A 15,292-nucleotide genomic window follows, 5' to 3' on the forward strand; every position below is an offset into this window, starting at 1 on the left:
ATGTGTTCCTTCACCCGGTAAAGACTTCGCCGCCGGCGACCGCCACGGCTTGTCCATTGATTGACGATGCGCCCTCGGACGCGAGCCAGAGGATGCTGTCGGCGACCTCCTCCGGCGTGACCAGCCGCTGCATCGGATTGACCTTGGCGAGCGAAGCCCGCGCCTCCTGCTCGCTGCGACCGGTCTTGGCGACGATGTTGGCGGCCGCATCCGCCACCAGCGGCGTATCGGTGTAGCCGGGGCAAACCGCATTCACGGTGACGCCGCGCCGCGCGTACTCCAGCGCCAGCGAGCGCGTCAGGCCGACGACGCCGTGCTTGGCGGCGACATAGGCCGAGACATAGGCATAGCCGGTGAGGCCGGCGGTCGAGGCCACGTTGATCACGCGCCCGCGGCCGCGCTGCGCCATGGCAGGCAGCACCGCATGCGTCACCAGGAACACGCTGGAGAGATTGCTTGCCAGCATGTCCGCCCACAGCGCCACGCTCGTCTTGTCGAACGGCGCGCTCGCAGCCCTCCCGGCATTGTTGACAAGGATGTCGATCGGGCCGGCCTCGGCCTCGATCTGCGCGATACCCTTGGTCACCGCCGCTTCATCGGTCACGTCGATCGCGACAACAGCGCCAGCGCGCGCCCCGAGCAACGAAGCCGTCGCCTTCAACGCATCGATCCGCCGTCCGGCGATGCTGACGCGCACGCCGGCGTTTGCGAGCGCGATCGCCGTCGCCGCGCCGATGCCGGAACCGGCACCCGTGACGAGCGCATGGGCGTTGGGCCAGAACCCTGTCATGCCTTCACTCCCGCGGCTGCGCGTTCGAGATTGGCCTCGTATTGCGACTTGCCCGACAGATACTGCTTCGGCCAGGCGACCTGCTTGACGCCGATCTTCGCAGCCTCATGCAGCGTCCAGGCCGGGTCGGCGAGATGCGGCCGCGCGATGGCACAGAGATCGGCGCGGCCGGCGGCGATGATCGAATTGGCGTGGTCCGCCTCCGAGATCGCGCCGACCGCGATCGTGGCGATGCCGACCTCGTTGCGGATCTTGTCGGCGAACGGCGTCTGGTAAAGCCGGCCATAGATTGGATGATCGTCGGCCCAGACCTGCCCCGAAGAGCAATCGATCAGGTCGGCACCGGCTTCCTTGAACAGTTTTGCAAAGGCGAGCGCATCCTCGGGCGTGTTGCCGCCCTCGGCCCAGTCGTGACAGGACAGGCGGACCGACATCGGCTTGTCCTCCGGCCACACCGCGCGGATGGCGCGGAACACCTCCAGCGGATAACGCGCGCGGTTCTCGATCGATCCGCCATAGGCGTCGGTGCGGCGGTTGGTCAGCGGCGACAGGAAGCTCGACAGCAGATAGCCGTGGGCGCAGTGCAGCTCCAGAATATCGAAGCCGGCGCTAGCGGCGCGCCTGGCGGCGGCAACGAACTGGTCGCGCACCTCGTCCATCTCGGCGCGGCTCATCGGCTCCGGGATCTGGCCGTCGGGCAGATAAGGCACTGACGAGGCCGACACCAGCGGCCAGTTATGATCCGACAGCGGTTCGTCCATGCCTTCCCAGGCGACGCGCGTCGAGCCCTTGCGGCCGGCATGGCCGAGCTGGATGCCGATCCTGGCTTGCGAATTGCGATGCACGAACTCGACGATCCGCTTGTAGGCCACAGCCTGTTCGTCATTCCACAGACCGCAGCAGCCGGGCGTGATCCGCGCCTCCGGCGAGACGCAGGTCATCTCGGTGAACAACAGCCCGGCGCCGCCGAGCGCACGAGAGCCGAAATGCACCAGATGGAAGTCGTTCGGCACGCCCTCCTCCGCCGAGTACATCGCCATCGGCGAAACAATGATCCGGTTATGCAGCGACAGGCCGCGGATCTGGAACGGCGTAAGCATCGGCGGCGTGACGCGCTCGTTGGTCGCCGGCACCCCGCTGCGCTCGGCAAACCAGCGTTCATAGCCTTCGAGCCATGTCTTGTCGCGCAGCCGCAGATTCTCGTGGCTGATGCGCTGCGAGCGGGTCAGCAGCGAATACATGAACTGCTCCGGCTCGAGCGTATCGGCATAGCGCGAGCCGACCACCTCGAACCATTCCATCGCGTTGCGCGCAGCATTCTGGATTCGCGCCACGTCGACCCGGCGCAGCTCCTCGTAAGCCTTCAGAACGGCGGGAATGCTGTCCTTGGTCGCGCCGTGGATCTTGAACTGGTTGGTGAGCTCGATCGCATCTTCGAGCGCGAGCTTGGTCCCCGAGCCGATCGCGAAATGCGCGGTGTGGGCGGCATCGCCCATCAGTACGACATGGCTGTTGCCGTTGAACGCGGTCCACTTGCCGCAGATCAGCCGCGGAAACGACAGCCAGGCCGAGCCGCGCAGATGCCGCGCGTTGGAGACCAGATGATGCCCCTCGAGGATTTCCGCGAACACGTTCTCGCAGAACGCGATGGATTCTCCCTGATCCATCTTGTCGAGGCCGTGGGCGAGATAGGCCTCCTCGGTGGTCTCGACGATGAAGGTCGCCGCGCCCTCCTCGAACTTGTAGATGTGCGACTGGAACCAGCCATGCTCGGTCTTGCGGAAGTCGAAGGTGAAGGCATCGAACGGACGGTTCGTCCCAAGCCAGATATAGCGGTTCGGCCGCATCAGCATGTCGGGCTGGAAGGTCTCAGCGTATTTGGCGCGGACCTTCGAGTTCACCCCGTCGCACGCCACGATCAGGTCGGCGTCGGGGAATTCGAGATCGGAATTGACCTCGCGCTCGAAGATCAATTCGACGCCGAGCTCCTCGGCCCGCGCCTGCAGGATGTTGAGCAACCGCTTGCGGCCGATGCCGACGAAGCCGTGGCCGGTGGTGCGCATCCGGCGGCCCTTGATCAGGACCTCGATGTCGTCCCAGTGGTTGAAGGCCTGCTCGATCGTATCGGCGGTGACCGGGTCCCATTTGCGCATGTTGTCCATGGTCGCATCGGAGAACACCACGCCGAAGCCGAACGTGTCATAGGGCCGGTTGCGCTCGACCACGGAGATCCGGTGCGCGGGATCAAGCATCTTCATCAGGATGCCGAAGTAGAGCCCGGCCGGCCCGCCTCCAATGCAAACGATGCGCATGGCGTTCTCGCCTTTCCGTTTGAGCATGATCGCGTCGGAGAACCGGGTGCCACTTTTCCGGATCATGCTCTGGCTTCGGCCAGGGTCGGTTTCCCCGCCAGCCGATACGGCATATTATTTTATACTTAAAATAATTGTCAAGGGTGGTTGGCGCCCCACCCACAATCGTCGTCCCTGCGAACGCAGGGACCCATAATCCCAGGCCTTGGTTGTTGAAATGAACTGTGGCCTCAGCGCTGCAAACCAACAGCAATCGGTGGTTATGGGTCCCTGCGTTCGCAGGGACGACACCGAGTCTGTTGCCCGAGCGGTGGCCGACGCGTCTGCATACGCGCGGCGCGATGGCGCCTGCGCGCTTCACTTCTCGTCTCTTCGCGACAGGGCGCCGAGGCCGCCGGGCAATTCGGCGCCGGGACGCTCCCATCTACTCGTCATTCCGGGGCAGCCCGAAGGGCTGAGCCCGGAATCCAATAAGCCGCATCATGCGCGGCGCAATGGATTCCGGGCTCTCGCTTCGCGAGCCCCGGAATGACGACGTGGAGAGACCGCGCCGTGCGCCCTCAATGCACCGCGGCGTACAGGATCTTGTCCTGCGTCGCGTCCGCCGCGTCGAACTCGGCGACGATGCGGCCGGTGCGGGCGACCAGGATGCGGTCGGAGACGGCGAGGATCTCTGGCAGATAGGACGAGATCACCACCACCGCCTTGCCCTCGTCGGCGAGCCGGCGGATTTCGCCGTGGATGTGCGGGATGGTACCGACGTCGACGCCGCGCGTCGGCTCGTCGAAGAAGATGATCGACGGCTCCTGCACCAGCGTCTTGGCCAGCACCACCTTCTGCTGGTTGCCGCCGGACAGCTCGATGATCCTGGCCTTGCGCTGCAGGGCGCTGATCTTGAGCCGGTCGACCCAGTAATTCGCGAGCTTGCTGCGCCTTGCGCGCGACAGCAGGAAGCTCCAGCCCTTCTTTGTGGCAAGGCTGCCGATATAGACGTTGTCGTCGACCACCATGGTCTCGAAGAAGCCGTTGGCCTTGCGGTCCTCGGTGATGTAGGCGATGCCGTCATTGATCGCCTGCCGCGGCACGCGATAGCGGATCGGCTTGCCGCGCAGCCGGATGGTGCCGCCATTGACCAGGTTGCGCTTCAACGCGCCGTAGACGATCTTGGCGATCTCGGTGCGGCCGGAGCCGATCAGGCCGGCGATGCCGACCACCTCGCCGGCATAGACCGAGAACGACATGTTCTTGACCGCCATGCCCATGGTGACGTTCTCGACGGTCAGCACCTTCTCGCGGCGCTGATGGGTCTTCTCTCTTCCGCCATAGACCGCCTGCGCCACCTCGCGCCCGACCATGTGCTGCACCAGCGCATCGCGGGTGAGCTGCTTGGCGGGCGCCGTGATCACCAGCTTGCCGTCGCGCAGCACGGTGATGCGGTCGGCGATCTGCAGCGATTCCTCCAGCGCATGCGAAATGTAGATGATCGAGACGCCGCGGGCGCGCAGGTCGCGCACCAGGTGGAAGAAGTGGACGATCTCCTCCGGCGTCAGCGATGCGGTCGGCTCGTCGAAGATGATGATGCGGGCTTTGTTGTAGATCGCGCGCGCGATCTCCACCATCTGCTTCTTGGCGGTGCCGAGCAGCGCCACCGGCGTCGCCGGATCGACGTGGAAATTGAGCGACTGCAGCAGCTGCTGGGCCTGGATGTTCAGCGTGCGGAAGCGCGTCAGCAGCTTCTCATTGCCGAGCTCGATGTTCTGCGCGGCGGTCATGGTCGGCACCAGGCTGGTCTCCTGATAGACCATGCAGATCCCGGCATCGAGCGCGTCGCGCGGCTGCTCGAAATTGGCGGGCTTGCCGTCCAGCAGGTAGTCGCCGGAAGTGAGATTGATCGCGCCCGCGATCGCCTTGCACAGCGTCGACTTGCCGGCGCCATTCTCGCCGACCAGCGCATGTACCTCGCCGGGATAGAGATCGAAATTGACCCCCTCGATGGCGTGGACACCGCCGTAGATCTTCGAGCCGTTGCTGATCTGCAGCACCGGCTCGCGGGGTGCGGACTGGGTCGGGGTCGCCGCCTGCATCACGCCGTCATTCATCGCAGCTCTCCCGTGTAGCGCAGCAACCGCCCGGCGCCGCGCGCCGCGATCACGATGCCGGAAGGCGTCGCGCAAGCGGCGGTGATGCCGTGGAAGCGGCCGCCGGCGCGGCTGTGCAGGCTGTCACTGGCCTCGCCCTCGGCATCGAGATGCACCAGCAGGCCATAGGAGCGCGGCGGCGCCCATGGCTTCTGGATGCCGAGCGCCTTGACGCTGCCGATCTGCATCGGCTCCAGGCAATCGCTGCCGCCGACCAGTGCAGGCGCGACCCAGTAATCGGGCGGCATCGTCGCCATCATCTCCTCGCGGAAATCGTCTTCCTTGAGCACGAACTCGATCAGATGGGTGCGGCGCGCGAACACGCCGAGCAGCACCCCACCATGGCCGTCCGGATGCAACCGCGCTGGATAGCCCGGCATGTTGGCGGCGACGCTCTCGCGCGGGCCGAGACCAGTGCCAGCTAGCGCGAACCGGCTGAGGCGATGCGCCCAGCTCTCGGTGAGCCACAGGCTGTTGCCGTCGGCCGAGACCATCACGCCATAGGGATATGGCAGATCGCGCAGCAGCACCTGCGGATCGTCGAGACCGGCGCCGCAGCTGATCAGGCGGCCGCCGGCGCGCTTCTCCATCAAATCGTGCCGCCACTCGCCTGGGCGGCGGCCGGCGCTGCCTTCGACGGCATAGATGCGGCCATCGGGCGCCGCCGTGACCGACAACAGCCCGGCGAGCGCGTTGCCGCCGGCGGCTTCCAGCCAGCGCGGCGCGGGCTTGGCGGGATCGATCGCGGCAAGCCCCCTGCCCGCGACGCAGACCAGGAGGCGGCCGTCCGGATGCAGCGCGAGCCCACCGGCATCATCCTCGAACTCGGCCACAACCGTGCGGGTCGCGAAATCACTGCCGCTGAACTTCAACACCTGGCGGCCGGCGGAGACATAGATCGCGCCGTCGCCGGCGGAGATGACGTCGTCGACGCCAGGCACCGGCTCGCCGATCGGCACAGCGGTGTCGAGCCGGTCGTTCGGGCTCATCGCGCCGTCGAGCGGGGGGATCGCGTTCTGGCCGCCGTCACGGTCGATGACGCTGCGGATGTCGCGCAGCAGATGATCGAAAAATCCCATTACTTCGCCACCCTGCTTTTGGCACCCCAATAGGCATCGTAGCCGGTCCAGCTGTCGTCGACGCCGTCGAGCTTGATGCGGCCGATCCGGTTGTTCTCGAGCCCGCCGAGATAGAGATAGCCCTGATGCTCGCGCATCGAGGTCAAGGTCGAGTGCGAGATGCCGGTCGGATCCCACCACGACTCCAGCGCCTCGCCCTGCTCGTTGAACTTCAGCACGCAGCCATGGTTCAGCGCGGGCGCCAGCCACTCGTCGGTCGGCACCTGCTTGACCATGCGCAGGCGGAAGCCGGGCTTTCGCGCGGCAAGGTCGAAGGTCGGCGTGCGGATGCCGACCAGCGCCAGCCAGTAGGTGCCGTCGGAGGCCCGGTTGATGTTGTCGGGGTTGCCCGGCAACTCGTCCATCAGCACCTCGGTCTTGCCCTTGTTCGGCCCCTCGATCCAGTGGCGGAACACCTTGCACAGCGAGGTCGACGCAATCAGGATCGACTTGCCGTCATGGGAGACGCAGATCCCGTTCGGGAAATAGAAGTGGTTGATCACCGTGCGCGTGGTCTTGGTCGCCGGGTCGTAGCAGACCACGCGGCCGTTCGGCCGGCCCTCGAGGATGTCGAGGGTGTTGGTGGTCATCTCGTAACGCGTGGTGCAGTCGCTGAAATAGATCCTGCCGTCGGGCGCGATGTCGAGATCGTCGGCCATGCGCAGGCGGGAATCGTCGTTCAGCTTGTACCAGGTGCGGTTGGTCTCGTCGGTGACCTTGAAGATGCGGCCGTCGGGCGCGATGCCGTAGACGCCCATGCCGGCGACCGCGACGATCAGATTCTCGTCGCGATCGAACTGCATGCCGAGCGGCCGGCCGCCGATATGGGCGAACACCTCGCGGGTCTTGAAGTCAGGCCCGGAGAAACGGATCACATTGCCGTCGCGGGTCGAGCCGTACAGCCGCCCCTGCCGGTCGAGGATGACGTCCTCGGGACCCTCGACCTGGTCGACGCCGATCGCCTGCGCGTTGATCAGCCGGTCGTTCTGCGCGTAGGGCGAGGCCGCGCCCGGCTGCACCGCCGGGGCCGAAGCGAGCGGCACGAATGCCGGATTGACATAGATCTTCTGGATCGCCTTGCCGCGGTTCTTCGACCATTTGACGTCGATGCCGACGGCGGCGAGCAGGATCATGCCTGTTACGGCGGACGTCACGTAGCCCGGGATGCCCATGCGCACGAGGCCGTTGATCAAGAGGAAGATGATCAGCGCGCCGATCATCGCCCGCCACACTGTGCCCTTGCCGCCGGCCAGTGACACGCCGCCCAGCACCACGGCGGTCAGCGCCTGGAATTCCCACCCCACACCGGTGGTGGAATCCGTCGAGGCCTGACGTGCCGCGTAGAAGATACCGCTCGCCGCGCACAGCGTGCCCGACAGCACATAAGTCATGAACAGCATCAGACGAACGCGGATGCCGGCATGGCGCGCCGCCTTGCGGCTGGCGCCGATCGCGGTGAGATGCCAGCCATAGCGCGAGCGCGACAGGAAGATGTGGCAGATCAGCAGCACCACGAACAGCGTCGCGGCATTGACGGGGATGCCGAGTACGCTGCCGCCGCCGATGAAATCCCAGGCGTCGCTCTCGACCGAATTGGTCGCGAACACCTGGGCGTAGCTGGTGTTGAGCAGATTGACCGAGGCGCGCAGGATGATCAGCGTCACCAGCGTGGTCAGGAACGGCCGCGTCTTCAGGAAGCCGATCAGGAAACCGTTGATGCTGCCGAGCAGCGCGCCGACCAGAAGCGTCGCCGGCACCGCGAGGCCGACCGGCCATTCGCGCACCAGCAGGAAGTAGAGCGCTGCGAAATTGCACAGCGCGAAGATCGCGCCGACCGAAAGGTCGATGCCGCCGGTGACGAGGCAGAAGCCCATCGCGAGCGCGACGAAGCCGAATTCGGCGAACAGCCGCAGCAGCGACACCGAGTTCTGCACCGAGGCGTAGTCGGGGATGGTGAGCGCGAAATACGCCCACAGCCCGATCATCACCGTGAAGGGAACGACCGGCTCGAACCACTGTTTCAGCAACAGCTCCGACAGCAGGAGCCGGGGTGAAAACCGCCGCACCGATGCGGCAAAGGAATCAACTGCCATCGACATCGCCAAAGCACTCCCTGATCCGGTTTCATGTTTCCGGATTCTGACCCGTGATACAGCCGGCGCGGGAATGCCCCCCGCGCCGGCTGTCTCGCGCCTTGTTAGTTTTTCTTGGGTAGCGCGAAGCAGGTGCCGCCGAGCGAGGCGTTCGACTTATCGATCCAGATCGGCCGCGTGTAGTAGGACAGGTTTTTCGAGCCGGGCTTGTCGCCGGACATCAGCAGCGTCTCGGCCGCGAACATCAGATCGTGGCCCTGCTCGGTCGCCTTGTAGCTGAGGAACTTGCTGAAATTGCCTGACGTGACCTGGTCGCAATCGAGCTGCGAGCCCTCGCCCGAGGCGAACACCTTCACATCGTCGATCTTGCCGGCATTGCGGATCGCCTGCGCGGCGCCCGACTCCATGATGCCCCAGAAGCCGATCGAGGCGCAGAGATCGGGATGCTGCTGGATCACGGTCGCGGTGATGTTGAGCGCGGTGTTGGCATCCCAGTTCGCCGCCTGGTTCGACACCACCTTGATGTTGGGATCCTTGTTCAGCACGTCCATGATGGCGCCGACCTGATCGACGCTGGCGGCTGCGGTCAATTCGCCCTGCACGATCTGCACCTTGCCCGATTTGCCGGAGCCGGTGCCGCAGGCCTTGACGGCTTCGTTCGCGAGCATCCTGCCGATCTCGCGCCAGTCGACGCCGACAAAGGCGCCGGACTTGTAGTTGGAGGCCATGTTGACCTGGATCACATGGGTGCCCTGGCTTTCGGCGCGCTTCAGGTCCTTCATCAAAAGCGTCACGCTCGGGTTCTGCACGATCAGGACGTCGGGCTTCTGGTCGACCAGCGCGGTCAGCGCCTGCTGCATAGCGGATGGATTGTTGTTGGGATCGCGCACGATGTATTTCATGCCGCGCCACTCGGCCTCTTCCTGCACCACGCGGCCCCATTCGTCGGACAGCGGCACGCCGAGCGCGATCGGCAAATAGGCGACGGTCTTGCCCTGCAGCGACTTGTCGTAGGCGGCGCGCAACTCGCGCCCGGCCTTGGTACCTTCCTCCTGCGCCGATGCCGCGAACGGCATCGCGGCGAGCGTCACCCCGGCGAGCAGGATCGTCCAGAACTTGGTCGTCTTCATCGTCTCCTCCACACAAAATTCTTTTGATTGATTTGGAATTGTTTTGATCGGCGCGAGAGGCGCGCTCAGTCGCCCTGTTTCAGTCGCCTCGTTTCAGTCCCCTTGCCGCGCGGTCTCCTCGTCGCGGGGGTGCAGCCAGTTGTCGAGCACGATCGCGGCCAGCAGCACCACGCCCTTGATGATGTTCTGCACCTCGCTGTTGACGTCCATGATGGTGAAGGCGTTGAGCAGCGTGCCGATCAGGACGCAGCCGACCACGACGCTGAACACGCTGCCGCGGCCGCCGATCAGGCTGATGCCGCCGATCACGACGACCAGCACGACGTCGAAGATCATGGTCCCTTGCGTGATCGCCATCTGCATGCTGCCCGTGGTGCCGACCCAGACCAGGCCTGCAATCCAGGCGAGCAGCGCAACCAAGACGTGCTCCAGCACGATCAGCGGACGCAGCGGAATTCCGGTCAGCCGCGCGGCCTCCGGATTGTCGCCCTGCGAATAGATGAATCGGCCGATCGAGGTGCGCGACAGGAACAGGTGCATCGCGATCGCGCAGACCGCGAACACAAGGATCGGAACCGGGATGCCGAACAGCCGCCCGGCGCCGAGATACATCAGGCCCGGCGCGTCCTTCGGCGCGTAGACCACCCAGGCCGGCGCGATCCAGAACGCCAGGCCATAGATCACGAAGCCGGCGGCCAGCGTCACGAACAGCGCCGGCGCCTCCACGAAGGCGACCATGACGCCGTTGACGAGGCCGATCAGCACCGCAACGGCCAGCGCCAGCAGCACTGCCGTGAAAACAGGCATGCCGTTCTGCATGTAGATCAGGGCGATCGCCCAGGAACCCGCCATGATCGCGACCTCGGAGAGGTCGATGCCGCGGCTGATCACGATCAGCCCCATGCCGAGGCCGAGCACGCCAAGGATGGAAATACTGCGCAGCAGATTCAGGAGATTGGAAACGCTGGCAAAACCGTTCAGCGTCAGGCCGAACACCACCAGAAGCGCGATCGTGATCAGGAGCACGATCTGCTCCTGGCTCGGTTTTGCGAACATTGTGCCCGAGCGAGATGATGCCGCAGGGACAGCAACGCCGCGCGATGGCGATTGCACGCTCATCGTTTCCTCCAGGTATTATTTTGCTTGAGACTTTAAGAGCGCCAACTCATATTCGTCAAATGCATTCGACGGATACGGATTGATTATTTCCATGCATGTGCGCGATATCGATCTGAACCTGTTCGTCGTGTTCGACGCGATTTACACCGAGGGCGGCGTCAGCCGCGCCTGCTTCCGCCTCAATTTGACCCAGCCCGCGGTGAGCCATGCGCTGGGCCGGCTGCGCGTGATGTTCAACGATCCGCTGTTCGTGCGCCGCCATCACGTCATGACGCCGACCCCGCTGGCGCGCCAGATCATCACGACCGTGCGCCAGGCGCTCAATGGCCTGGAAACGACGCTGACCCATACCAACCGCTTCGATCCGGCCAAGACGCCGAAGCGGTTCGTGATCGGCCTGCGCAATAATCTCGAGGCGCCGATGCTGAGCGCGCTGATCAACCGGATCAGCACGGTTGCGCCGCTGGTCGAGATCGCCACCGTGCGCAGCGAGCGCAACAATCTGGAGCGGGAGCTTGCCGCCGGCACGCTTGATGTCGCGATCGATACGCTGCTGCCGCTCTCGACCGAGGTGCGGCGCGAGCAGATCCTGACCGAGCATATCGCGGTGTTCGCCCGGCGCGGCCATCCCGAGCTCGGCACGCGGCTCGACAAGAAGGCGTACCTACGCATGGAACACGTCTGCGTGACATCGCGGCGCAGCGGCCTGTCGTTCGAGGACTTCCAGTTCCAGCGGCTCGGCCTGACGCGCACCGTTCGCCTGACCTGCCAGAACTTCGCGACCGCCTGCCATGTGGTGAGCCGCAGCAACATGCTGCTGACGGCATCCGAGAGCGCCGCCTCCGTGCTGGAAGACCCCAGGCTATTGCAGTGCTTCCCCTGCCCGTTCCCGATCAGCCCGCACGTCAATTATCTTTATTGGCATGCCACCGCCGAGGGCGACACCACCAATCAGTGGCTGCGCGAGCAACTGCGCGCCGCCGCGGCGTTGCTCGCAGGCAGCCGTTTCAGCAAGAAGAACCGGCGCGCGGCAAAGACCGGCCCCAAGGTGACAATCCCGATCCCGACCACCATCGCCGCCGAATAGCGGCGCGCCGGTCACATTCCGCTCAGGCCGCTGTCTACCGCAAGCGTTTGCGCGGTGACGTAGACGCTTTCATCCGACATGAAGAACAGCACCGCGTAAGCGATCTCCCACGCCGTCGCCTGGCGGCCGAACGGAACCTGGCTTTTGCCGCGCGACGGTCGGCCCGCACCGGCCTCGCGGCCGTTCGGGGTGTCGACCAGCCCGGGATAGACCAGGTTGGCGCGGATGCCGCGCCGCGCGCCGGTATGCGCGATGTTGCGCATCAGGCCGCCGAGCGCGGCCTTGGAGGAATCATAGACCGCCATCTGCGATCCCGCCTTCAGCGCCGCGATCGAGGAGATGAAGACGATCGAGCCGCCATCGGTGAACTTCGGCAAGGCGGCACGGCAGCACAGCATCGGGCCGCGGACATTGACGTCGTAAATCCTATTCCATTCCTCCGCGCTGACATTGTCGAGCCCGGTCTTGCCGAAGGTGCCGATGTTCAGCACCATGCCGTCGAGCCCGCCCATCGCGTGGTGCGCCTCGGCGATCATCCTGATGACATCGGCCTCGCTGGTGACATCTGCAGCGATCGCGAAGGCTCGGCCGCCGTCATCGGCTATGCGCCCGACCGTATCCTCGGCGGAGGTACGATTGAGGTCGGCGACCGCGACATGCGCGCCCTCGCGCGCGAACAGCAGGCTCATGGCGCGGCCGTTGCCGATCGGATCGGTTGCGGCATCGAACACGCGCTGGCCGCCGCCGACCACCAGGATGCGGCGGCCGTTGAGCCGCCCCCGGCCCGGCGCCATGCCTGAGGATTCCGCGCTCAACGGACGGACATAGCGCTCCGGCTTGTTGTCTTGCGAGGTCCCTTGCTTGGCCTCTTGCGAAGTCTCCGACATCCCATCAACCCCGCTTCTTGCCGCCCTCATAGACGGCCATGCCGGCGGCCGGATCGAGATCGGTCTCGGTCGCCTCCGTCAGCCGCGCCATCATCATGTAGAAGCCGAGCGTGACGATCGCCTCGACGATCTCCTGATCGCTGAAATGCCGGCGCATGCCGGCGAAAGCTGCCTCGCCGACGCGGACCTTCTCGACCACCTCGCGGCCGAAGCCGAGCAGCGCACGCTCGGCCGCGTTGAGCGCGGCATTCTCGTACTCGCCGCGCTCGACGGCATCGATCTGCGCCTGGGTGACGCCGACGCCAAGCGCGATCGGCACGTGCTGGCGCCACTCATAGGCGCCGCCCTCGAGCTGCGCCGCCTGCAGGATCAGCAACTCGCGGTTGACCGCCGACAGCTTCTGCTTGTGCAGGATCGAATTGGCGAGCCGCATCGCCGGGATCATGTTGGCCTCGGCATGGGCCATCATGCGGAAGATGTTGAGCTTGACCGGCATGCGGTCGAACGCGGCGCGGATATCGCCGCTCGTGGTGTCCGGATCAATCAGGGGCAGCCTTGCCATGCGTCTCTCCCTTTTTTCGTTGCTTCTTGTCCGATGTGTCTGCGTCCTTTGCCGCAATCAGCGACAGGAAGAACGCGAGATAGCGGTCGATCGCCTCGATCACCTTCGGCCGCGGCGAGGCCTGCGCGCCCATCACATAATGTTCGAGCCTGACATAGATCAGGCCGGCCGCGAACAGCCGTGCCGCCTCGCGCGGGTCTGAGGTCGAGATCAGCCCGGCGAGCGCAAAGCCGCGGAAGTAGTCCGTCATCAGACTTTGCTCGCGCGCATAGAAATGGTCGGCGAACTTGGCGCGGATACCGGGCACACGGTTGCGCTCGGCGGTGATGACCTTCTGGAACTGATGCTCGCGCGGATCCGACCATTGTTCGACGAGGTCGAGCGCGAACTGGCGGCAGAACGCCGCCGGCTGCCGCGCGAGCTGCCGGTAGCGCGGCGCCTCGAGCCGGTCGGCCGAACTCGCCGGACCGTGCTCGCTGACGATCGCTTCGAGGATCGCGGCCTTGCCCGGGAAATGATTGTAGAGGCTGCTCTCGCGGATGCCGACGCGGCGCGCAAGCTCGCGCATCGACGCGCCGCCATAGCCGCTTTGCGCGAACAGGCTGAGCGCCTCGCTGAGGATGCGCTCGCGGGTGGAGGTCACGACCGCCTCGGCCGCGCTGGATGTGGAAACCGCCATGGCGCCTTGACTAGCGAACGATCGTTCGTTAGTCAACGTACGAACGATCGTTCGTCTGCATGGCAACGGTCACGGCCCGCAAGCCGCGCAGGCGGCGGGCGACGTATTCGCGTTTCAACTCCGCCCGAAGAGGCGGAGAGCAGTCTGGGGAGATTCCGTCATGGCGCGCCTCGTCCGCACTCATTTTCGCGCGGCCCTTTTGCTGCTGCCGCTGATCGCCGCCGGCACCGTCCATGCCGAGAGCGCGAAATATGACTCAGGCGCCGATGACAAGACGATCAAGATCGGAACCACCGCGCCGCTGTCCGGCCCCGTCTCGGCGTTCGCGCAAATCGCGAAATCGGCGGAGGCCTATTTCCGCAAGGTGAATGACGAGGGCGGCATCAACGGCCGGCGGATCCAGATGATGATCGCCGACGACGCCTACAGCCCGCCCAAGACGGTGGAGCAGACCCGCCGCCTGGTCGAGAGCGACGAGGTGCTGTTGATCTTCGGCGGCGTCGGCACGCCGACCAACAGCGCCGTGCACAAATATCTCAACGACAGGAAGGTGCCGCAGCTCTTCCTCGGCTCGGGCGCGGCGAAGTGGGACGACCCGAAGAATTTTCCGTGGACCGTCGGCTGGCAGCCGACCTATCGCGACGAGGCGATCGCCTACGCCAAATACATCAAGGCGAGCCACCCGAACGCCAAGGTCGGTGTGCTCTATCAGAATGACGACCTCGGCAAGGACTATCTGAAGGCGCTGGAGGAAGGCCTCGGCAGCACCGAGGCGATTGTGGCGCGCGCGGCCTACGAGACCACCGCCCCCACCGTCGATACCCAGATCCTGCTGCTCAAGAGCAGCGGCGCCGACGTCGTGCTGGTCGCGGCTACGCCGAAATTCGCGGCGCAGGCGATCCGCAAGATCGGCGAGATCGGGTGGAAGCCGACCACCATCATCTCCAACGTCTCGGCCTCGATCAGCGGCGTGCTCGAACCCGCAGGAAAGGACAATTCCACCGGCGTGATCTCGAGCCAGTACCTGAAGGACTCGACCGACCCGGCGCTGAAGGACGACGCCGGCTACAAGGAATGGGTCGCCTTCATGGACAAATATCTGCCCGACGCCAACAAGAGCGACTGGCTCAATGTCTACGGCTACACCATCGCGCAGACGCTAGTCGCGGTACTGAAAGCCGCCGGCAACGACCTTACCCGCGCCAATGTGATCAAGCAGGCGACCGGCATCAGGGATCTGCATCTGCCGATGCTGATCAACGGCACCGCGGTCAGCAATTCGCCGGAGCGGTATACGCCGATGACCAGCCTGCAACTGATGCGCTACGACGGCACGCGCTGGGTGCCGTTCGGCGACCTCATCAAGAACTGAGCACC

General features: G+C 65.2%; 12 protein-coding genes. 2 read left to right on the top strand and 10 right to left on the bottom strand.

Annotated elements, in window-relative coordinates:
* Positions 1-10: 10 nt before the first annotated feature.
* The 7 genes from AAFG07_RS27355 to AAFG07_RS27385 form a co-directional block, all read right to left on the bottom strand.
* Positions 11-790 carry an SDR family NAD(P)-dependent oxidoreductase gene (locus AAFG07_RS27355; RefSeq protein WP_342722925.1) on the bottom strand — a complete coding sequence of 260 codons (780 nt, stop codon included), beginning with the start codon at positions 788-790 and terminating at the stop codon, positions 11-13.
* Entirely contained in the window at positions 787-3,102 is a 2,316-nt protein-coding gene (locus AAFG07_RS27360; protein WP_342729257.1) for a bifunctional salicylyl-CoA 5-hydroxylase/oxidoreductase, read from the bottom strand. The genes AAFG07_RS27355 and AAFG07_RS27360 overlap by 4 nt, the downstream gene beginning before the upstream one ends.
* A gap of 560 nt (positions 3,103-3,662) precedes the next feature.
* Positions 3,663-5,201: a sugar ABC transporter ATP-binding protein gene (locus AAFG07_RS27365; protein ID WP_342722926.1), complete on the bottom strand. Its 1,539-nt coding sequence runs from the start codon at positions 5,199-5,201 to the stop codon at positions 3,663-3,665.
* Complete coding sequence (locus AAFG07_RS27370) at positions 5,198-6,319, bottom strand: hypothetical protein (protein WP_342722927.1); 1,122 nt, start codon at positions 6,317-6,319, stop codon at positions 5,198-5,200. The genes AAFG07_RS27365 and AAFG07_RS27370 overlap by 4 nt, the downstream gene beginning before the upstream one ends.
* Positions 6,319-8,451, bottom strand: a complete 2,133-nt coding sequence (locus tag AAFG07_RS27375) for an SMP-30/gluconolactonase/LRE family protein (protein ID WP_342722928.1) — start codon at positions 8,449-8,451, stop codon at positions 6,319-6,321. Before AAFG07_RS27375 ends, AAFG07_RS27370 begins: the two co-directional genes overlap by 1 nt.
* 104 nt (positions 8,452-8,555) lie before the next feature.
* Entirely contained in the window at positions 8,556-9,581 is a 1,026-nt protein-coding gene (locus AAFG07_RS27380; RefSeq protein WP_342722929.1) for a sugar ABC transporter substrate-binding protein, read from the bottom strand.
* Positions 9,582-9,674: 93 nt separating this feature from the next.
* Positions 9,675-10,700 carry an ABC transporter permease gene (locus AAFG07_RS27385; protein WP_342722930.1) on the bottom strand — a complete coding sequence of 342 codons (1,026 nt, stop codon included), beginning with the start codon at positions 10,698-10,700 and terminating at the stop codon, positions 9,675-9,677.
* A 79-nt stretch (positions 10,701-10,779) separates the two neighbouring features.
* On the opposite strand from AAFG07_RS27385, the gene AAFG07_RS27390 reads away from it, so the two are divergent.
* The gene (locus AAFG07_RS27390) at positions 10,780-11,787 is read left to right on the top strand and encodes a LysR family transcriptional regulator (RefSeq protein ID WP_342722931.1); all 1,008 of its coding nucleotides are present in this window, start codon (positions 10,780-10,782) and stop codon (positions 11,785-11,787) included.
* An 11-nt stretch (positions 11,788-11,798) separates the two neighbouring features.
* On the opposite strand, the gene AAFG07_RS27395 is transcribed toward AAFG07_RS27390, so the two are convergent.
* The 3 genes from AAFG07_RS27395 to AAFG07_RS27405 are packed head-to-tail and all read right to left on the bottom strand — an operon-like array spanning position 11,799 to position 13,915.
* A complete protein-coding gene (locus AAFG07_RS27395; RefSeq protein ID WP_342722932.1) occupies positions 11,799-12,674 on the bottom strand; it encodes an SDR family oxidoreductase in 876 nt (291 codons plus the stop codon).
* A 4-nt stretch (positions 12,675-12,678) separates the two neighbouring features.
* Positions 12,679-13,236: a carboxymuconolactone decarboxylase family protein gene (locus AAFG07_RS27400; protein ID WP_342722933.1), complete on the bottom strand. Its 558-nt coding sequence runs from the start codon at positions 13,234-13,236 to the stop codon at positions 12,679-12,681.
* Positions 13,214-13,915, bottom strand: coding sequence for a TetR/AcrR family transcriptional regulator (locus tag AAFG07_RS27405; RefSeq protein ID WP_342722934.1), 702 nt, complete (start codon positions 13,913-13,915; stop codon positions 13,214-13,216). Before AAFG07_RS27405 ends, AAFG07_RS27400 begins: the two co-directional genes overlap by 23 nt.
* 160 nt (positions 13,916-14,075) lie before the next feature.
* Here AAFG07_RS27405 and AAFG07_RS27410 point away from each other — a divergent pair, with 160 nt between their 5' ends.
* Positions 14,076-15,287 (top strand): ABC transporter substrate-binding protein, encoded by a 1,212-nt coding sequence (locus AAFG07_RS27410; RefSeq protein WP_342722935.1) that lies wholly within the window; start codon positions 14,076-14,078, stop codon positions 15,285-15,287.
* Positions 15,288-15,292 lie beyond the last annotated feature (5 nt).

The organism is Bradyrhizobium sp. B097 (assembly GCF_038957035.1).
In the GTDB taxonomy this organism is placed as follows: Bacteria; Pseudomonadota; Alphaproteobacteria; order Rhizobiales; family Xanthobacteraceae; genus Bradyrhizobium.